Source organism: Burkholderia sp. RF4-BP95 (genome assembly GCF_001521985.1).
Classification (GTDB): Bacteria; Pseudomonadota; Gammaproteobacteria; order Burkholderiales; family Burkholderiaceae; genus Burkholderia; species Burkholderia diffusa.
The window spans coordinates 758,140-777,532 of the sequence record NZ_LOSX01000018.1; the positions used below are offsets into that span (position 1 = coordinate 758,140).

A 19,393-nucleotide genomic window follows, 5' to 3' on the forward strand; every position below is an offset into this window, starting at 1 on the left:
GGCGGCATGCGATGCGCCGTCGCGCAGTCGACGTGAAGCGGTCGCCGCCGATTGGCGTGGCAGCCTTCGCAACCATCGCGCGGCCTCGTGCCGCGTCGGCTGCGTTCGGCTTTTACGCGATGCGAGGCGCTCGCAGGTCGTGCCGACTGCGGCCGCCGCGGCATCCGCGTGCGCGCCGACGCGCGCCATGCAGCCGTCCTCGTCCGCCCGGCGTGCGATTGCGCAGCCGTGGCCAGCCGGGGCGTGCCTTGCGGCGCGGCCTGACGACGACCGGTGCGTCGGCACGGGCCCGCGCGCAAAGGGCGGCGGCGAAACGCTGCAGCGCGAGCACCGATCCCATGACGCTCTGGTATTTCTCGCGGCCGATCTGCCCGTCGAGCGTGACGAGCAAGCCCGATTCGCGCGCGAGCGCGAGTAACGCGTCGAGATCGTCGGGCGGGCGGATTGCGACCGGAACGGAATGCGCGGACAGCATGCGCGTGCGCCGCTGTCCGTCCCGCACCGGGAAGTTGCGATGGGCCATGATGGTCTCCTGCGCCCGACCCCGCGTGCCGGCTCGATGGCCGGCTGAGCGATGACCGGGTATGAACGCTTCGTTCATAACGTCAGTATCCGCCGCGCAGGCCGCGCTGCCAATCGGCGCGCGCTGAAGTCGCTGTCAGACATTGCGTGCGAGGTATCGGAATCCGCTGACAAGAACGGCCGGCACGCGATGTGCGGCGCTCCGATCCGGTGCATTCGAACAGACGAATCGCCGCCGGCGAGCGTCGCTTGACGCAGGATTTCGGACGGTCTAAGTTTCCGAGTGCATCGCCGTCGCGCGACGGTTCGTCGTCCGCGCGATCGGCGATGCCGCGCCTCGGGGAGGCGTGGACAATCCTTCCAGTCGTTCGCGGGCCACGCGCGCCGCGAATCCTGCGCGCGGGCCGATCCAGCGACGGATCGGCGCGGCGGCACGCAACGTGCCGTTGATCGCGCGCAAACACGCTTCGGCGCATCGTACGCCGGGCGGCGATCCAGTCTCTAATCTAATCTTCCGGTAAGTCGTCTTTTCCTTTCGTTCCTCGACCGTCAGGAGCCCGTCGATGTCACAGGACAATCTGCTTGATGCTTTGAAGGCCGTCGCCGAAGCGCGCGCGATCGGCGACGACCAGTTGCGCACGATGCTCGACGACGAAGTGCGTGCGTTGTCGTCCGATGCGCGCGTGCACGACTACATTCACGTGTTCGCGATCCGCCACTTGCGCGAACGCATGCGCAGACAGGACGACCTCGAGCGCGACACGCCAGCCAGTACGCCGAACCGGGAGCCGGATACGAATACCAGTCGCCGTCTGTGAACGACGCCGGCGCCACCGACGCTGACGCGCCTGCATGCCGCATAGGCAACCGCCGCGCGCTAGCTTGCGGACAACGCCCCTGCGGCCGTCGGCGTTTTTCGTCATACGTTTCATCGAATCGACACAACAGGCTCAAGTAAGCGGCGCGAATGCCGTTTACCCGGTGAATCCGTCCACCGGGCGTTCGCGCTCCCTTACCGAGTCGTTGCCATGTTCTCGTCCATCCGCACCCGCATTCTTGCAGCGTGCGTCGCCATCGTCGTATTCGCGCTCGTCGCCACCACGCTGATCAATTACTTCATCGCGCATGCGTACAACGACGATGCGATCGACCGCAACCTGAAATCCGTCGCCAGCGGCCACGTGGTCGGCATCGGCGACTGGGTCGCGACCCGGAGCCGGATGATCGCGTCGCTGCAGGACGCCGCGCTGTCGCCCGATCCGCTGCCGGTGTTCAAGCAGATGGCCGCGGCCGGCGGCTTCACGAACGTCTACGCGGGCTACGCGGACAAGGTGTTCCGTTTCTCCGACCCGACCGGCATCCCGCCCGACTACGACCCGACCGGCCGCCCGTGGTACAAGCAGGCCGCACAGGCCGGCAAGCCGGTCGTCACGCCGCCGTACGTCGATGCCGGCACCGGCAACCTGGTCGTCACGTTCGCGGTGCCGATCCTGCGCGACGGCGCGCTGAAGGGCGTCGTCGCGGCCGACGTCGCGATGGACAGCGTGATCGCGAACGTGAAGTCGATCCGCCCGACGCCCGCGAGCTTCGGGATGTTGATCGACAGCAGCGGCCACGTCGTCGCGCATCCGGACGCGAAGCTCACGCTGAAGCCGGTCGCCGACGTGTCGCCCGACCTCGGCGCCGTGAGCGCCGCGTCGCTGGCCGCGGCCGTCGCGCCGGTCGAGGTGCAGGTGGGCGGCGATGCGAAGCTGGTGCGCGCGCAGGCCGTGCCCGGCACCGACTGGTACGCGCTGGTCCTGCTCGACAAATCGGAAGCGACGGCGGGGATGCGCTCGCTGCTGACCGCGTCGCTGATCACGCTGGTGGTGATCGTCGGCGTCGCGTCGCTGATCGTCGGCGCGATCACGGCAACCGCGTTCCGCCGCCTGTCGCAGGTGCGCCAGGCGATGGCGTCGATCGGCTCGGGCACCGGCGACCTGACGCAGCGCCTGCCGGCCGAAGGCCGCGACGAGGTGGCCGACATCGCGCGCTCGTTCAACAGCTTCGTCGACAAGCTGAACGACGTGATGCGGCAGATTCGCGATGCGAGCGAATCGGTGCGCACGGCCGCGAACGAAATCGCCGCGGGCAACCAGGACCTGTCGTCGCGGACCGAATCGGCGGCGGCGAGCCTCGAGCAAACGGCCGCATCGATGGAAGAGATCACGGCGACGGTCGGCCAGTCGGCGGCCGCCGCCGGCCAGGCCGACGAACGGGCGGCCGCGGCGTCGCGGATCGCGTCGCACGGCGGCGTGGTCGTATCGGACGTCGTGTCGACGATGGGGAAGATCGAGGAAGCGTCGGGCCGGATCGGCGACATCATCGGCGTGATCGACGGGATCGCGTTCCAGACCAACATCCTCGCGCTGAACGCGGCCGTGGAAGCCGCGCGTGCCGGCGAGCAAGGGCGCGGTTTCGCGGTCGTCGCGCAGGAAGTGCGCAGTCTCGCGCAACGCAGCGCGCAGGCCGCACGCGAGGTGAAGGTGCTGGTCGAGTCGACGGTGGCGAGCGTGTCGGCCGGGTCGGGGCAGGTGCGTCAGGCCGGCGACACGATGCGCGAAATCGTGTCGAACGTCGCCAACGTGACGACGATCATCTCCGAGATCACGCACGCGGCGAACGAGCAGACGCGCGGCATCCAGGAAGTGAACCGCGCGGTCACGCAGCTCGACGAAATGGTGCAGCAGAACGCGGCGCTCGTCGAACAGTCGACCGCGGCCGCGACCGCGCTGCAGACGCAGGCAAACGCGCTCGCGACGACGGTCGGGCAGTTCAAGGTCGCGTGACCTGCATCGGTTGATGCAGGTCGAGCGCGCCACGCGCGACGCCCTCGGCGATGCTCAGCCGTTGCCGCCGTCGCGCATCAGCGCCAGGCGGTTGTAGAGCGTCTTCAGGCTGATGCCGAGCGCTTTCGCCGCTTGCGGCTTGTTGCCGTCGAAGTGCTGCAGCGTCGCCGCGATGAAACGCTGCTGCGCGTGGTGCAGCGTCGCGCCAAGCGGCAGCGCCATCGCATCGTCCGACGTATGGTCCGGCATCATCGTCGGCTTCGGCAGCGCGACGTCGATGCCGTCGTCCGCGAGGATGTACGCGCGCTCGATCGTGTTGTGCAATTCGCGCACGTTGCCGGGCCACGAATACGCGCGCAGCGCGGCGATCGCCGCGTCGGTCAGACGCTTGTGCGAGTGGTGCCGCACGTTGAGCACATCGACGAACTCGTGCGCGATCGCCTCGACGTCGCCGTTGCGCTGGCGCAGCGGCGGCACGTACAGCGCGAACGCGGCGAGACGATAGAACAGATCCTCGCGCAGCCGGCCGTCGCGCACGGCTTCGGCGGGATTGTGGCGGGTCGCCGACACGATGCGCACGTCGAGCGGAATCGACTCGGTGCCGCCGACCCGCACGATCGTGTTCGATTCGAGCGCCCGCAGCAGCTTCACCTGCAGCGACGCGGGCATCTCCGCGATCTCGTCGAGCAGCAGCGTGCCGCCGAACGCGGCTTCGAAGAATCCTTCGCGTTGCGCGATCGCGCCGGTGAAGCTGCCTTTCTCGTGGCCGAACAACTGCGCTTCGGCGATGTCCGCCGGAATCGCGCCGCAGTTGACGGGGACGAACGGCCCGTCGCGTCGCGCGCTCAGGTCGTGCAGCCGCCGCGCGACGATATCCTTGCCGACCCCGCTTTCGCCGGCAATCATCACGCTGGCGCGGGTCGGAGCGATTTTCTCGATACGGCCGAGCAGCGTGCGCATCGCCGCGGAGCGGCCGGACAGCCGGCGCGCGTCGGCGCGTTGCTTCGGACGGTTTGCGGATTCGGCCATAGGCGTCAGCGGGCCGTTTTGAAAATCGGCACCGCGCATCCCCTTCTTTGCAATATCTATCATCGACAGCGAAACCGCACGGAAGGTGCCGCGATTTAGAAATTTCCAATGCCCGGTGCGATGACGGAAGAAATATGCGATCGCTGGGGCACGATGCCGCCGCCGGTGCTTTTTTACAGCCGACGAATGAGAAATTGAAAGATATCGGCCATCGCGTTCCCCGCAAGCATGGCAGGCCGTTGAGCGACGCGGCGCGACGGCACGCACACCTGACCTTGCCGCGAAGTCGCCGGGCGCGATGCGGCGGGTACGCGCATTGCGGCGTTCATAGGCTCGCCCGGTCCGCTCGGCGGCATGCCTTCGAGCGACGGTCGCAGGCGATGCAGGGAAACGATGAGAACTTTTACCCGCGAGCTGTTTCGGCAAGGCGCATGGGTCGCGCTGGCCGTCGGGCTGGCGTCCGCGCTGCAGGCGTGGGCGATTCACGTCGTCGGCATGCGCGAACCGTTGGCACCGCTGCCTTTGTACTTCGGTGTCGCGGCTGCGGCCTGGCTGACTTCGTTCGGCGGCGGTCTGGCGGCGACCGCCGCGAGCGCGGTCGTGATCGGCGCGTTGTGGTGGCGCGACATGCCGCTGCCCGCGCTGCTCATGCGGGCCGGCGTCTTCGTCGCGATCTGCTTCGTCGAGTGCATGCTCGTGCTGGCCGTCAAGCCGCTGCTCGCGAGCGACCGGCTGCGCGGGGCCGACGATGCCGAAGGAGATGATGCACGCACGCCGAGCCGCGAACCGGCGCCCGCGCCGCGTGCACTCGACGACATCCTGCTGCGCCGCGTGGTCGAAGCATCGCCCGACGCGATCGTCGGCGTCGACGCCGCACGGCGGATCACGAGCTGGAACCCGGCGGCGCGGCGCCTCTTCGGCATGGAGGTCGCGGCGGTGATCGGACACGACGTCACCACGCTGATCGCGCCGCGCTGGCTGCGGCTGCATCCCGTTCCCGCTTCGTTCGCGAACGCGCGTGTGCCCGCCGGCCCGCTCGACGTTCTGTGCGTGCGGCACGACGGCGGCCGGTTTCGCGCGACTTTCGCGGCAGCGCCGATCGTCGACGCGCAAGGCAACTGCACCGGCCTGTCGATGACGCTGCGCGAGGCGCGCGAACGGCGCCGCGACGAGCGGCGCTATCTGCGCTCGCTGCGCGGCGCGCGCGACGCGCGCGTGCAGGCCGACGAATCGAACCGGTTGAAGGACGAACTGCTGGCCACCGTGTCGCATGAATTGCGCACGCCGCTCAATGTGATCTACGGCTGGGTCGAGGTGCTGCGCAACGCCGAGGGCCAGAGCTTCGCGCACCAGGCGATCGACGCGATCGATCGTAGCGCGCGGTCGCTGTCGCGGATGGTCGGCGACCTGCTCGACGCGTCGTCGCTCGCGACGGGCCGGATGCGGCTCGAACGCACGCCCGTCGACCTGGTGCGCGTCGTGAACGAGGCGGTGCGCGAGCTCGGCGCGACCGCGGAGGCGAACGGGCTCGAACTGTCGACTGCGTGCGCGATGTCCAACTGCGTGATCTACGCGGACGGCGAGCGCATCCGTCAGGTGCTGTCGAACCTGCTGTCGAACGCGATCAAGTTCACGCCGCCGGGCGGCCACATCAAGGTGTCGCTGACCCGGGCCGGCGCGCGCGTGCGGCTGTCGGTCGCCGATTCGGGGCAGGGCATTTCGGCGGAACGCCTGCCGCATCTGTTCGATACGTTCAACCGGCCGGAAGGTGCGTCCGCGTCGCCGAAGCGCGGCCTCGGGCTCGGCCTGTCGATCGTGCGCAACATCGCGCGGCTGCATGGCGGCGAGGTTGCGGCCACGAGCGAAGGCGCCGGGCGCGGTACGACCGTGACGGTCATGCTGCCGGTGGAATGGGGCGCGGACAATCTGACCGGCCAGCCGTTACGGCCGAGCGGCGCGTCGACGGCGGTCGCGCTCGACGGCCAGCGCGTGCTGGTGGTCGACGACGACGCGACGTCGCGCGCGAGTCTCGCGGCGGCGCTCGAAACGCTCGGCGCCCAGGTGTCGACCGCACAATCGGGTCGCGACGCGCTCGACGTGGTGGCGCGGCAGCCCCCGAGCGTCGTGCTGTCCGATCTCGCGATGCCGGACGGCGACGGCTTCTGGCTGCTCGACCACATCCGCCATTTGCAGAACGGCAGCGGGCGTTTGCCCGTCGTCGCGGTGACCGCGCACGCGGGCACGGCGGACCGGAACCGCGTGATGGCTGCCGGCTTCGACGCGTATCTGTGCAAGCCGGTCGACATGCCGACGCTGGCCAGCGTGATCGTCGACGTGGCGGGCGCCGGACGGCACCGCTGACGCACGGCGGCCTCCGCAACACCCACCGGGAGGCACGATGAAGCGATCGAACAACACGCGGCGCGACGACGCCGGCGGCAAGCCGGCGCGCGCCGGGCGCATGCCGTTGAGCGTGCGGATCTCGTTTGCCGGCAACGCCTGCTTGCTGGTATCGGGCGTGCTCGCGGCGTTCTGCGGGTCGGCATGCACGCCGGCGCATGCGCAGGCGCCGCCTGCATCGTCCGTTCGTGTCGCGCCGGGCGTCGTCCGTCCCGGCGAGACCGCCGACGAGGCGGACATGACGCGGCGGCCCAACGGCATCGACGCGGAATTCGTCGACAAGGCGGGCATCGTCGGCAAGACGGAACTGCAGGCGAGCCAGCTCGCGCTCGATCGGTCGTCGAATCCGGACGTGAAGGCCTTCGCGCGCCGGATGATCGACGATCACGGTCGCGTCGCCGCGGAATTGCGCCGGCTCGGCGCGCAAAAAGGCTTGCCCGTGCAGACGCGCATGCTGGTCGATCCGGCGCTGACGGCCCTGCGAACCATGAATGGCGACGCATTCGACAAGGGGTACATCGCGCTGGCGGGACCGAACGCGCACGAGGCGGCGATCAGGCTCTACGAAGCCGAAGCGCGCAACGGCCACGACCCGCAGCTTCGCGCGTTCGCGGCCGACACGCTGCCGACGCTGAAGGCACATCTGGGCGCCGCGCGCGCGCTCGAGCGTTCGATCGCGGCCGCGCACTGATCCGCGATCAGTGCCGCCGCGTGTCGTTCTCGGGGCCGCCCGGCGACGCCTCGTACGGCGGCGAGTCGAGCGCCGTTTCGCCTTCCTCGATCAGCCAGTACGGCGACGCGCCGTAATGCGCGTGCAGCGCCTCGGCCCACGCGGGATCGGCCATCGTCGGCCAGCGGTCCTTCTCGAAGCCCGGTGCGTCGCGCACCTGCTCGGTCGGCATGGGCAGCACGAAGCAGCGGCGCTCGACGTCGAGCGTCAGCACGCTCCACGGCACCGCGAGCAGCTTGTCGCCGAGCCCGGCAAATCCGCCCGACGACACGACCGCGTACGCGATCCGGCCGGAGCGGATGTCGAGCATGATGTTCGTGACCTTGCCGATGTCGTCGCCATCGATCGTCAGCACGCGATCGTTTTCCAGCGTGCCGGCGGCCATTACGTCCGGCCCCGGCCCGCCGGCCGAACGGCCGCGGTCGCCGACAATGCGCGCCTGCGTGCGCGACGGTCTGTCCGTTGTCATCGCTTTTCTCCTGGTCGAAGCGGCGCGGCGCATACGGCGCGCGTGCAGCGCGGTTGGGGGAGCGGCCGCTCAGCGGCGGCGCGGCAGTGACACATCCTCGAGCGTATTCGCCAACTCGTCGCGTGCCGGGCCGCCCGCGCGCGTCGCGATGTCGCCGAGCGACACCATCCCGACGATCTGGTGGTTGGCGTCGAGCACCGGCATCCGGTGCAGCTGTATGTCGGCCATCCGCTGCTGCACGTCGCCGACGCCGTCATCCTCGACGCACCACTGCACCGGCGCCGATGCGACCACTTTCACGGGGGTATCGGGCGGATGCCCGTGCGACAGCGCGCGTATCGCGAGGTCGCGGTCCGTCACGATCGCGACGAGCCCGCTGCCGTCGCACACCGGCAGCACGCCGATGTCGAAGCGCTGCATCAATTCGGCTGCATGGCGAATCGTGTCGGTGGGCGCGACGCACACTACGTCGCGCGACATGATTTCATTGACGCGATACATGAACGCCTCCTTCGTGAGGGAGACGATGCGGAAGCAGGACGCGTGCCGCGTTCAATCGACAGGCGCGGGACCTGCGCGGCCGTGCCACGGAGAAATTTGCCAGCCGGGTTGTACATCTTCCACGGCGGCAGCCGTGGCCGGGCCGCGTGACGCGCTCAGTGGCCGACCCCCGTCATCACGACGATGGCGAGGACCAGCGCACTCTCGATCGCGGCCAGCGCTGCGACGCCCGCGGCGCCGCTGACTTCGTGCCATGCACGTTCAATGCGTTTCATCAGTTCACTCCGGTTGTGCCGGCCCGTCGCCACGCTGCCGCGCATCGCGGGCCGGGGTGCCGCCGTCAGCCGTGATCGCGGGGCGGTGGCGGGGCGTCGGGCGCGCGACGGTGGCGTTCGCCGGACGGCTTGCCGGGGTCGATGCGGGTCGCGCCGCCGACGGCGGGCGGATCGCTGGCCGGGAATGTCTCCTCGAGCCCTTCGTCGATGCGTTTCTCCGTCTTGTCTTCGGACGGCTTGCGCGACGCGGCCAGAGAGAGCGGGCCGGCAGCCGGTGACACGGCGCTGCGGCTGCCGGGGGCGGATGCGGTCATGATCGAACCTCCTTACGGGTACGACGGCCGCAAGCGCCGTGCCCGTGCGGCAAGGGCGGCATGACGCTTGCAGTCGTCGGGGCGGCCGGACGGGCGCAGATGCGGGCGGCCCGCCGCCGGTGTGGACGAGAGGACATCGTGATGATTGAACCCAGGAAAAGGATACGTTACGACGCGAACGTGTGCGGCGGCGATTTCCGTGATGTGCGCGAACGGTTCGACACGTGGAAGCGTGAATCGCGGATCCATCGGCCCGAGCGGCGCGTATTCGACGGGAAGGACGAAGTCCGCGAGCTGAACCATACCGTCTACGCGGGGCCGGAAAGCGCGCAGCGGGCGCTGGTCGCGCGATGCGCGCCGTCCGATCCGTTCGCGCTCGCGGTGCGGCTCGCCGCCGAAGGGCGCACCTTGTGGCTGGTGATGGCGGCATACGACGCATGACGGCGTGCGCGGTTGCGCCGCCGGGCAGGCACATCGGTTGCGCGCGCTCGCCGCGCCAATCGACACGCGCGAGCCGCCGCGCAGGAGTGACATGAGCATGCGATCCATGCTGCACCGACCCGAGCCGACGCCCGACGTCGATCCCGACCCGGCGCTGCCCGAGCACGACGATCCGTTCGATCCGCCCGTGCCCCCGGGGCTGCCGCAAGGCGATCCGCCGTCGCAGCCGCCGCCGATGCGAATGCCGGGCGGGCGCAGCCAACCACGGCCGGCCGCGCGATCACTGAAAGGAGGACCATCATGGACATTCACGTGCAATCGCCCGACAAGCGCGCGATCGCCCAGGTGCTGGGCCGCTATTTCGAGTCGCGTTCGCTGCGCTATCACATCGAGGAGCTGCCGGGCGGCGTGCTGCATATCGGTTTTCGCGCGAGCGGGCGCCCGGTCGCCGTCACCGTGTCGTTCGACGACACCGCCTACGACACCTACACGCACTGGGACGCGAGCCAGAAGCAGCTCGCGCTCGGACGTCTCGCCGACGGCTTCTCGCGCATGATGGCGAAGCGCAGTCCGGCCGCGCTGGCCGGCGACTATCACGTCGAGCGTTTCTGATTCCGCAATCCTGCGCCCGTTCGTACCGGAAACCGGCAAAGTGCCCGTGCTCAACGGGCGCTTTGCGGCTACGCGCGCGTCGCGTAGGATGTTCACAATTCAGCGCACGCTACGTTCGCGCCGTCGGCTGCCTGCCGTTGCAGCCGATCGGGATGCGACGCGCTTTCCCTCTGGTTCGTTTCATGCAACCGACGGAGACCGCCTTGATGACCGTTGCCCGCCCGTTGTTGTCGCCCGGCGCTCGCCGGTTCGTGTCCGGCCTGTCGGCCTTCGCCGCGCTCGCAGCGGCGGGTGCGCGCGACGCGTCGGCGCAGACGCCTTCGCCGCTCGGCGAATGGCAATACTCGGCGGGCGTTCCGCTGCAGAAACTGTTCAGTCCGACGGTCCCGACGTGGCAGGTCAGCGTCGGCGCGGCGATGACGCTCCAGCCGCGCTACGCGGGCTCCGACCGCTACCGCGTGATGGGCGGCCCGAATGTCGACGTGCGCTATCGCGACCTGTTCTTCCTGTCGACGGGCGAGGGGCTCGGCGCGAACGTGCTGCGCGGGCCCAACTGGCGCGTGAGCCTGTCGGTCGGCTATGACCTCGGGCGCCGCTCGGCCGACGACCTCGACCACCTGAACGGGCTCGACAACATCAACGCGGCGCCGGTGATGAAGCTCGCGGCCGATTACGTGATCTCGAAGGAATTTCCGCTCGTGCTGCGCGCGGATGTCCGGCGCAGCATCGGCGGCTCGAACGGCTGGGTCGGCGATTTCTCCGCGTACATGCCGATGCCGGGCAGCAACGAACACTTCTTCTGGTTCGCCGGGCCGACGGTGTCGTTCGCCGATTCGCGCTACATGAACAGCTGGTTCGGCGTGAACGCGGGGGCGTCCGCCCGTTCGGGGCTGCCGACCTATTCGTCGGGCGCGGGGATGAAGTCGTTCGGTGCGGGCGTGACGATGGTCTGGTTCATCGACAAGCACTGGTTCGTGACGATGGACGGCGCGATCGAACAGCTCGTCGGCCGCGCAAGGCGCAGCCCGGTCACGCAGCAGTCGACGAACGGCGTGTTCGACATGTCGGTGAATTACCAGTTCTGAACCGGACCGGCGGGGGCAGCCGTGCGCGGCGCGGCATGCGGTATTTTTCGTCACATTTGATATGATTCCGACCTGTACAAACGTACAGTGATCAATCCCCGTGACGCCTGCATCGCCGACGCCCCCGGCGTTTTACTACCTGACCAATTTCGAACGCGCGCTGGCCTGGCTCGGCGAGCGTTACGACGACCTGCTCGATGCGCGCGAACACGCGTTCCTTCGGGATTTCGCGCAGCTGCCGAAAGCGTCGCGCGCGTTGCTCGTGCGGATGCTGATGCGCAGCGGGTCCGACTTCCGCGCGAGCAAGCTCGTGTACGACGAGATCGGCAGCACGCTCGACGCGGCCGCGCCGCTCGTCGAGCTCGGCTGGGTCGATCCGGCGCCCGCGCTCACGCTCGACGAACTGTTCGCGCTGTCGACCAAGGCCGATCTCCTGAAGGTGTTCCCGTCGCTCGCCGCGCACGCGGGCGAGCGCAAGCCCGACTGGCTCGAGCGGCTGCGGCCCGCGCATGACGTGGCGCAGCCGCTCGACGCATGGTGCGCGCAGGCCGACGATCGCGTGCTGCGCGTGACGGTCGGCGCGCTGTGCGACCGGTTGCGGTTGATGTTCTTCGGCAATCTTCATCAGGACTGGAGCGAATTCGTGCTCGCCGATCTCGGCGTGTTCCAGTACGAAAGCGTGCCGTTCGCGCCGTCGTCGCGCGCGTTCCAGCAGCGCGACGACATCGAGACGTATCTTGCGCTGCAGACCTGCCGCGAAGCACTCGATGCGTGGCCCGACGACCTGCCGTTCGATGCGCTGCTGCAGGCGATCGACGCGGTCGGCTGCGTACAGCCGTGGCTCGCGACGCGCCGCGCGAAGCTGCTGTTCGCGCTCGGGCAGACCTGCGAGCGCCGCGCCGACTGGACCGCCGCGCTCGACGCGTATGCGCGCAGCGCGTGGCCGGGCAGCCGGCACCGGCGCATTCGCGTGCTCGAACGCTGCGGACGCGACGACGATGCGCTCGCGCTGGCGCTCGACGCGCGCAACGCCTTCGAAAGCGACGAGGAGCGTCAGCGCGTCGAGCGGATGCTGCCGCGCCTGCAGCGCCGTCTCGGGCAGCGGGTCGAACGCGCGGCCAGCGCGCCGGACGTGCCGCGCGAGACGCTCGTGCTTGCGCGCCCCGACGCATTCGTCAGCGTCGAATACGCGGTGCGCGACCACCTTGCACGGCCCGACGCGCCGGTTCACTACGTCGAGAACACGCTGATCAATTCGTTGTTCGGGTTGCTGTGCTGGGAGCCCGTGTTCGCGGCCGTGCCCGGCGCGTTCTTTCACCCGTTTCAGCGCGGCCCGGCCGACCTGCACGCGCCCGATTTCGCGGTACGCCGCACCGCCGCATTCGCCGCGTGTTTCGCGCAACTCGATTCGGGTGCGTACCGCGACACGATCCGCCGGCACTACGCGACGAAGACGGGGCTGCAATCGCCGTTCGTGTTCTGGGGCGTGCTGACCGACGAACTGCTCGACGAGGCGCTGGCATGCCTGCCGGCCGAGCACCTGCGGCTGTGGTTCACGCGCCTGCTCGCGGATATCCGCGGCAATCGCTCGGGGTTGCCCGACCTCGTCCGTTTCTGGCCCGGCGAGCGGCGCTATGAACTGATCGAGGTGAAGGGGCCCGGCGACCGGCTGCAGGACAACCAGACGCGCTGGCTCGCGTACTGCATCGCGCACGGCATGCCGGTGCGCGTCGTCGATGTCGAATGGGCGGGCGCGGGCGTCCGGCAGGACGAGGCGGCGGGGTTGTCCGTATGAGCTATGTCGTCGCGGTGCGGGCGATGTGCGAGTTCACCGCGCGGCGCGGCGATCTCGACTTGCGCTTCACGCCCGCGCCGACCGCGCTCGAAGGCATCGCGGGTCACGGCGCCGTCACGTCGAAGCGCGGCGCACGCTACGAAACCGAGATCGCGCTGACCGGCACGTGGGGCACGCTCACCGTGCGCGGGCGCGCGGACGGCTACGATCCCGTCGCGAACCGGCTCGAGGAGATCAAGACCTATCGCGGCAGCCTCGACGCGATGCCGGCCAATCATCGCGCGCTGCACTGGGCGCAGGCGAAGGTCTATGCGCACCTGATGTGCGACGCGCGCGGCCTCGCGGAAATCGACGTCGCGCTCGTGTATTTCGACATCGTGTCGGAGCGCGAGACCGTGCTGACGGAGACGCTCGGCGCAAGCGCGCTCGCCGCGTTCTTCGCCGAGCAGTGCGCGTGCTTCGTCGGCTGGGCCGAGCGCGAGACCGCGCATCGCGCGGCGCGCGATACGGCGCTGCGTGCGCTGACGTTTCCGCACGGGCAATTCCGCAGCGGTCAGCGCGAGCTGGCCGTGTCCGTCTATCGGGCGGCGCGCGACGAACGCTGCCTGATGGCGCAGGCGCCGACCGGCATCGGCAAGACGCTCGGCACGGTGTTCCCGCTGCTGAAGGCGTGCGGCGAGGGCGAGCTCGATCACGTGTTCTTCCTGACCGCGAAGACGCCCGGCCGGGCGCTCGCGCTCGAAGCGGCGACCACGCTCGGCGCCGGCACGCCGGCGCTGCCGCTGCGCGTGCTGGAGCTCGTCGCGCGCGACAAGGCGTGCGAGCATCCGGATCGCGCGTGTCACGGCGAATCGTGCCCGCTCGCGCAAGGCTTCTACGATCGGTTGCCGGCGGCGCGCGACGCGGCGATCGGCGCCGGGCTGCTCGATCGCGACACCGTGCGCGAGGCGGCCCTCGCGCATGACGTCTGTCCGTACTACCTCGCGCAGGAGCTTGCGCGCTGGTCGGACATGATGATCGGCGACTACAACTACTACTACGACGGCAGCGCGATGCTGCATACGCTCGCGCAGCAAAACCAGTGGCGCGTCGGCGTGCTCGTCGACGAGGCGCACAACCTGCTCGATCGCGCCCGCAAGATGTACAGCGCATCGCTCGACCCGTTCGCGTTCGCGGCCGCGCGCGAGGCGGCGCCCACGGCTTTGCGCAAGGCGTTCGACCGGCTCGCGCGCGCGTGGGGCACGCTCAATCGCGCACAGGCCGAGCGCTACGCGGCGTATCCGGAGATTCCGGGGCCGATCGTGACGGCCGTGCAGAATCTCGTCGCGGCGATCGGCGAACACCTGACCGATGCGCCGCGTGCGAACGGCGATGCGCTGTTGCGCTTTCATTTCGAGGCGATCCAGTTCGGTGTGCTCGCCGACGCGTTCGACAGCGCGTCGATCTTCGACGCGACGCTGCACGGCGAGCCGCTGCCGCGCCAGTCCGGGCTCGACGGCGTCGCGCCGGCCGCGCGCCGGCGCCGCATCCAGTCGACGCTGTGCGTGCGCAACGTGATTCCGGCCGGGTTTCTCGCGTCGCGCTACGAAGCCGCGCGCGCAACCGTGCTGTTTTCCGGCACGCTGAGCCCGTTTCATTTCTATCGCGACACGCTCGGACTGCCGGCCGACACGGGCTGGCTCGACGTCGACGGGCCGTTCCGTGCCGAGCAACTGACCGTGCGCGTCGCGAGCCACGTGTCGACGCGCTGGCGTGACCGCGACCGTTCGCTCGAACCGATCGTGGACCTGATCGCCGCGCAATATGCGACGCGGCCCGGCAACTACCTCGGTTTTCTCAGCAGCTTCGACTATCTCGGGCGCGTCGTCGCGCTGATGCAGACGCGCCACCCGGACGTGCCCGTATGGGCCCAGGCGCCCGGCATGGCCGAAAGCGAGCGCGACGCGTTTCTCGCGCGCTTCGACGCGGGCGGGCGTGGGGTCGGCTTCGCGGTGCTGGGCGGGGCGTTCTCGGAGGGCGTGGATCTCGTCGGCGAGCGGCTGATCGGCGCGTTCATCGCGACGCTCGGGCTGCCGCAGGTCAACGACGTCAACGAACAGATGCGGCGCGCGATGGATGCGCGTTTCGGCAACGGATATGACTACATGTATCTGTACCCGGGCTTGCAGAAGGTCGTGCAGGCGGCCGGGCGCGTCATCCGCACCGAACACGACGAGGGCGTCGTGCATCTGATCGACGATCGTTACCGGCGGCGCGAGGTGCGCGATCTGTTGCCGAGGTGGTGGCGGATCGGGTGACCTGCCGGACGGGCGTCGTGCGCCCGCTTGCGCGAATTCCTAAAGCACGTTCAGCATCGCGAGCGCGGCTTCCTGCAGATGCGGCAGCACGCGCCGCACGGCCGCGTCGGTCGACTCCGCACCGATCGGCATGTTCGTGCTCAGCGCGGCGACGACTTCGCCGTGACGGTTCTTCAGCGGCACCGCGATGCCGCGCACGCCGACCTGCAGTTGCTGCTCGATCACCGCGAAGCCCGCGTCGCGCGCGTGGTCGACCTGTTCGAGCAGGCGTGCCTTGTTGGTGATGGTGTGCGGCGTGAACGGCGCGAGTTCGGTGGCGTCGAGCCACGCGCGGACGGCCTCGCGATCCGGATGATGCGCGAGCAGCACGACGCCCGGCGACGTCAGCGGGGCGGGCACGCGCGCGCCGAGCACGAAGCCGGTCGTCATCACGCGCGACACGCCGTTGCGGGCGATGAACACGAGTTCCCAGCCATCGAGCACGCTCACGTACGCCGATTCGTTCAGCGACGCGCTCAGCTGCTGCAGATAGGGCTGGACCGTGCGCGGCAGGCGCGCCGAGTCGAAGTACGACCAGCCGACCCGCAGCACGCGCGGCGTGAGGCCGTACAGCTTGCCGTCGGTGTACACGTAGCCCAGCGATTCGAGCGTCAGCAGGTAGCGTCGCGCGGCCGTGCGCGTGAGACCGGTGCGGGCGGCCGCCTGGGTGGGCGTCATCCGCGCGTGCTGGCTGTCGAATGCTTCGAGGATCATCAGGCCCTTTTCGAGGCCGGCAATCCAGTCGCGTCGGTCGAGGTCGGGCTTTTTCATCGTCGGTGGCGCACGGGTGGGCGCGCGGTGTTCGCGCGGGAATGCGCGATTATCGCGCAGTCCAAAAGCGTGCGAAAGCGATCGACGGACGTGCGATGGGCGACGAAGAGGGGGAATGTGCCGGGCGGCGACGGTACGGCCGGTTGGAACCGGTGGCCGCTGTCCTTGTTCGTCAGGGGGGGCGTCCGGTGAATGCGGGGGAGGCAGGATACGCGGCGCGGACATCGTCCACGCCGCATCCGGATCGACGTTACTCGCTGCTCGTCCACTCGACGTTCGCCCCGACCGAACGCAGGTTTTCGACGAAATGCGGGTGCGCGCGGCGGATCGGCAGCGCGTTCATGATTTCGGAGCGCCCTTCGATGCTGGCGGCCACCATCAGCAGCGCGATCGCGACGCGGATGATGTACGGGCTCTCGACGCGCGCCGGCGTCAGCTGCAGCCCGCCGAACGTGATCAGCCGGTGCGGGTCGGACAGCAGCACGTGCGCGCCGAACTTCGACAGTTCGCCGGACCAGCCGAGCGCGCCGTCGTAGACCTTGTTCCAGAACATCGCGCTGCCTTCCGCGCGCACGCCGAGCGCGATGAAGATCGGCAGCAGGTCGACCGGCAGGTACGGCCACGGCGCGGCTTCGACCTTGGTCAGGATGTTCTGCGTGAACGGCCGCCGCACGCGCAGCGGGCCGTCGCGTTCCGCGCGCGACCAGCCGTCGCGGTGCGTGACGGTCACGCCGAACTTCGCGAATGTGCGGTCGATCAGCGGGAAATGCTCCGGCGACGAGTTGCGCACGGTGATGTCGCCGCCCGTGATCGCGCCGAGCGCGAGGAACGTCGCGATTTCGTGGAAATCCTCCGCGAAGCGGAATTCGCCGCCGCCGAGCTTGCCGCCGCCCGTCACGCACAGGCGCGACGTGCCGATGCCTTCGATCGCGACGCCGATCATCGCGAGGAACTGGCAGAACTCCTGCACGTGCGGCTCGGACGCCGCATTCATCAGCGTGGACGTGCCGCCTGCCGCCGTCGCGCACAGCGCGAAGTTTTCGGTGGTGGTCACCGATGCGTAGTCGAGCCAGTGATCGTTGGCGGTCAGCGGGCCGTCGGCACGGACGATCAGCGAATCGGGCGTGCGCTGGATGTGCGCGCCGAAGCGCTCGAACACTTCGACGTGCGGATCGATTTCGCGCACGCCGAGCGTGCAGCCCTTCACGTCGTTCTCGAGGCGCGCGACGCCGAAGCGCGCGAGCAACGGCGGAATCAGCATGATCGACGAGCGCATCGCCTCGGGCAGGCGGTGAACGGCCGGGTCGAACGTCGTGTTGCGATGGTGGAGATCGAGAATGCCTGTCGCGAAGTCGACCGACACGTCGCTGCCGAGCGTGCGGAAGATGTCGAGGATCTTGCGCACGTCGGTGATGTCAGGCACGCCGACGAGGCGCAGCGGCTGATCGGTCAACAGGGTGGCGCACAGAATCGGCAGGACGGCGTTCTTGTTCGCGGACGGCTTGATGTCCCCGCGCAGCGGAGTGCCGCCGTGGACGATGAGATTCGACATGATATGGGGGCGTATCTGTGACTGACGTAGGCCCATATGATGCCATTGGTCGGCGGCTGGCGTGGAATGTTCAGAGGGGAAAAGGGGCTTCTGCCCGCGGGATTGACCGTGTTTGACGTTGGGCGAGGCGCGATCCCCTTGCTCGGCCGGGGACGGCAGCCGGTGCGGAAACGGCCGGCGCGCATCGCGGCCGGCCATCCGGTCATGGCCTTACTGCGCCGCCCGCATCCGCGCGGCGACCACCAGCGAGATCAGGCAGCCCACCGCGAGATAGCCGGCGACGAGGTGCCACGATCCGCCGGCCATGCTGACCAGCGCCACCGCGATGAACGGCGTGAACCCGCCGCCGACGACGCTCGCGAACTGATAGCCGACGCCCGCGCCGCTGTAGCGGTATTCCGCGCCGAACAACTCGGTGAAGAGCGGCTGCTGGACGCTCACGACCATGTCGTGCGCGGCGTTCGCCAGCAGGATCGAGAAGACCACGATCCACGCGATCGAGCGCGATTCCAGCGCGACGAAGAACGGCACCGCCGACGCGAGACCGATCAGCGCGCCGATCAGGTAGATGCGGCGCAGGCCGAAGCGGTCGGCGAGCCACGCGAAGCACGGGATCGTCACGCAGCTCACCGCGCCGACCAGCAGGCCGATGTTCAGGAACAGGTCGCGTGACATCCCGAGGTTCGACGTCGAATAGCTGAGCGCGAACGCGGTGACGATATACATCGTGAACAGCTCGGCGAGCCGCAGCGCGACGATCAGCAGGAAGGCCTTCGGATGGCGCGTCAGCGCTTCCAGCACCGGCAGGCGGAGCTTGCGGTTGCCGTGTTCGACCTTCTCGACGAACTCCTGCGACTCGTCCATGCTCTTGCGGACCCACAGCCCGATCAGCACCAGCACGATGCTGAACACGAACGGCAGGCGCCAGCCCCACGACTTGAACGCGGCCTCGCCGAGCGTATGGCTCAGGATCGACACGATCCCCGTCGCCAGCACGAGGCCGACGCCGTAGCCGACCTGCACGCCGCTGCTGTAGAACGCCTTCTTCTGCTTCGGCGCGCTCTCGACGGCCATCAGCGCCGCGCCGCCCCATTCGCCGCCGACGGCGAAGCCCTGGATCGCGCGCATCAGCACCAGCAACACGGGCGCCCACCAGCCGATCGTCGCGAAGCTCGGCAGCAGGCCGATCGCGACGGTCGACAGCCCCATCAGCATGACGGTCAGCACGAGCATCCGCTTGCGGCCGAGCCGGTCGCCGTAATGGCCGAACACGACGCCGCCGAGCGGGCGGAACAGGAAGCCGACGCCGAAGGTCGCGAACGCCGCGAGCGTGCCCATGGTCGGGCTGACTTTCGGAAAGAATTCGGAATTGAAGACGAGTGCGGCGACGATCCCGTACAGCAGGAAGTCGTACCAGTCGACGACGGCGCCGACAAAGCTGCCGATCGCGGCCTTGCGCGCCTGGCTGCGCGCGCGGGCGCCGGCAGCGGCGTCGAGGGTGTCGAAGGTTGGGGTCATGGCGATGTCTCCTGGCACGGCGCATCGTGGAATCGTGGCTGCGCCGCGTCCGATGCTGCATTGAAGTCGATGAGTGAACGGAGAATAGGGCGCACGCCGCACGGCGGCAATTGGCCGATCGGCCAAAATGCGCGATTATCGTTCAGCCGTGTGCGATTATCGAACGCTTTCCGGGTTTGCACTAGGCGCGACACCCATATCCCGTTCAGCCAGGG

Annotated in this window: 17 protein-coding genes; 9 read left to right on the forward strand and 8 right to left on the reverse strand. The window is 69.1% G+C overall.

Annotated features, from left to right (window positions below; all coding sequences use genetic code 11):
- Positions 1–112: 112 nt before the first annotated feature.
- Positions 113–523, reverse strand: coding sequence for a hypothetical protein (locus tag WS46_RS08030; protein ID WP_059690054.1), 411 nt, complete (start codon positions 521–523; stop codon positions 113–115).
- Between the two features lie 562 nt (positions 524–1,085).
- Here WS46_RS08030 and WS46_RS08040 point away from each other — a divergent pair.
- Both WS46_RS08040 and WS46_RS08045 read left to right on the forward strand, forming a co-directional pair.
- On the forward strand, positions 1,086–1,340 hold the full coding sequence (locus WS46_RS08040; protein WP_059690056.1) for a DUF3562 domain-containing protein: 255 nt from the start codon (positions 1,086–1,088) through the stop codon (positions 1,338–1,340).
- 210 nt (positions 1,341–1,550) lie between these two features.
- A complete protein-coding gene (locus tag WS46_RS08045; RefSeq protein ID WP_059690057.1) occupies positions 1,551–3,350 on the forward strand; it encodes a methyl-accepting chemotaxis protein in 1,800 nt (599 codons plus the stop codon).
- Positions 3,351–3,404: 54 nt separating this feature from the next.
- Here the strand turns inward: WS46_RS08045 and WS46_RS08050 are convergent, their stop codons facing one another.
- Positions 3,405–4,442: a sigma-54-dependent Fis family transcriptional regulator gene (locus WS46_RS08050; RefSeq protein WP_059690058.1), complete on the reverse strand. Its 1,038-nt coding sequence runs from the start codon at positions 4,440–4,442 to the stop codon at positions 3,405–3,407.
- Between the two features lie 330 nt (positions 4,443–4,772).
- On the opposite strand from WS46_RS08050, the gene WS46_RS08055 reads away from it, so the two are divergent.
- On the forward strand, positions 4,773–6,740 hold the full coding sequence (locus WS46_RS08055; RefSeq protein WP_059690059.1) for an ATP-binding protein: 1,968 nt from the start codon (positions 4,773–4,775) through the stop codon (positions 6,738–6,740).
- Positions 6,741–6,840: 100 nt separating this feature from the next.
- Positions 6,841–7,470 (forward strand): DUF4142 domain-containing protein, encoded by a 630-nt coding sequence (locus tag WS46_RS08060; protein ID WP_059690224.1) that lies wholly within the window; start codon positions 6,841–6,843, stop codon positions 7,468–7,470.
- A 7-nt stretch (positions 7,471–7,477) separates the two neighbouring features.
- On the opposite strand, the gene WS46_RS08065 is transcribed toward WS46_RS08060, so the two are convergent.
- From WS46_RS08065 to WS46_RS08075, 3 genes are all read right to left on the reverse strand, one after another.
- Positions 7,478–7,978 (reverse strand): PRC-barrel domain-containing protein, encoded by a 501-nt coding sequence (locus tag WS46_RS08065; protein WP_059690060.1) that lies wholly within the window; start codon positions 7,976–7,978, stop codon positions 7,478–7,480.
- Between the two features lie 69 nt (positions 7,979–8,047).
- The gene (locus WS46_RS08070) at positions 8,048–8,479 is read right to left on the reverse strand and encodes a CBS domain-containing protein (protein WP_059525418.1); all 432 of its coding nucleotides are present in this window, start codon (positions 8,477–8,479) and stop codon (positions 8,048–8,050) included.
- Between the two features lie 340 nt (positions 8,480–8,819).
- Positions 8,820–9,068 carry a hypothetical protein gene (locus WS46_RS08075; RefSeq protein WP_059525420.1) on the reverse strand — a complete coding sequence of 83 codons (249 nt, stop codon included), beginning with the start codon at positions 9,066–9,068 and terminating at the stop codon, positions 8,820–8,822.
- A gap of 141 nt (positions 9,069–9,209) precedes the next feature.
- Here WS46_RS08075 and WS46_RS08080 point away from each other — a divergent pair, with 141 nt between their 5' ends.
- The 5 genes from WS46_RS08080 to WS46_RS08100 all read left to right on the forward strand — a co-directional run bounded on the left by WS46_RS08080 (position 9,210) and on the right by WS46_RS08100 (position 15,298).
- Positions 9,210–9,509: a hypothetical protein gene (locus WS46_RS08080; protein ID WP_059525422.1), complete on the forward strand. Its 300-nt coding sequence runs from the start codon at positions 9,210–9,212 to the stop codon at positions 9,507–9,509.
- Positions 9,510–9,809: 300 nt separating this feature from the next.
- Entirely contained in the window at positions 9,810–10,121 is a 312-nt protein-coding gene (locus WS46_RS08085; protein ID WP_044843100.1) for a hypothetical protein, read from the forward strand.
- Positions 10,122–10,327: 206 nt separating this feature from the next.
- The gene (locus tag WS46_RS08090) at positions 10,328–11,206 is read left to right on the forward strand and encodes a MipA/OmpV family protein (RefSeq protein WP_059690225.1); all 879 of its coding nucleotides are present in this window, start codon (positions 10,328–10,330) and stop codon (positions 11,204–11,206) included.
- A 100-nt stretch (positions 11,207–11,306) separates the two neighbouring features.
- Positions 11,307–13,001, forward strand: a complete 1,695-nt coding sequence (locus WS46_RS08095) for a VRR-NUC domain-containing protein (RefSeq protein ID WP_059690061.1) — start codon at positions 11,307–11,309, stop codon at positions 12,999–13,001.
- On the forward strand, positions 12,998–15,298 hold the full coding sequence (locus tag WS46_RS08100; protein ID WP_059690062.1) for an ATP-dependent DNA helicase: 2,301 nt from the start codon (positions 12,998–13,000) through the stop codon (positions 15,296–15,298). The genes WS46_RS08095 and WS46_RS08100 overlap by 4 nt, the downstream gene beginning before the upstream one ends.
- 39 nt (positions 15,299–15,337) lie before the next feature.
- Here the strand turns inward: WS46_RS08100 and WS46_RS08105 are convergent, their stop codons facing one another.
- The 3 genes from WS46_RS08105 to shiA form a co-directional block, all read right to left on the reverse strand.
- A complete protein-coding gene (locus tag WS46_RS08105) occupies positions 15,338–16,108 on the reverse strand; it encodes an IclR family transcriptional regulator C-terminal domain-containing protein (protein ID WP_059525428.1) in 771 nt (256 codons plus the stop codon).
- 250 nt (positions 16,109–16,358) lie between these two features.
- Positions 16,359–17,660: a UDP-N-acetylglucosamine 1-carboxyvinyltransferase gene (locus WS46_RS08110; protein ID WP_059525430.1), complete on the reverse strand. Its 1,302-nt coding sequence runs from the start codon at positions 17,658–17,660 to the stop codon at positions 16,359–16,361.
- A 210-nt stretch (positions 17,661–17,870) separates the two neighbouring features.
- Positions 17,871–19,178, reverse strand: coding sequence for a shikimate transporter (shiA, locus tag WS46_RS08115; protein ID WP_059525432.1), 1,308 nt, complete (start codon positions 19,176–19,178; stop codon positions 17,871–17,873).
- Positions 19,179–19,393: the final 215 nt, after the last annotated feature.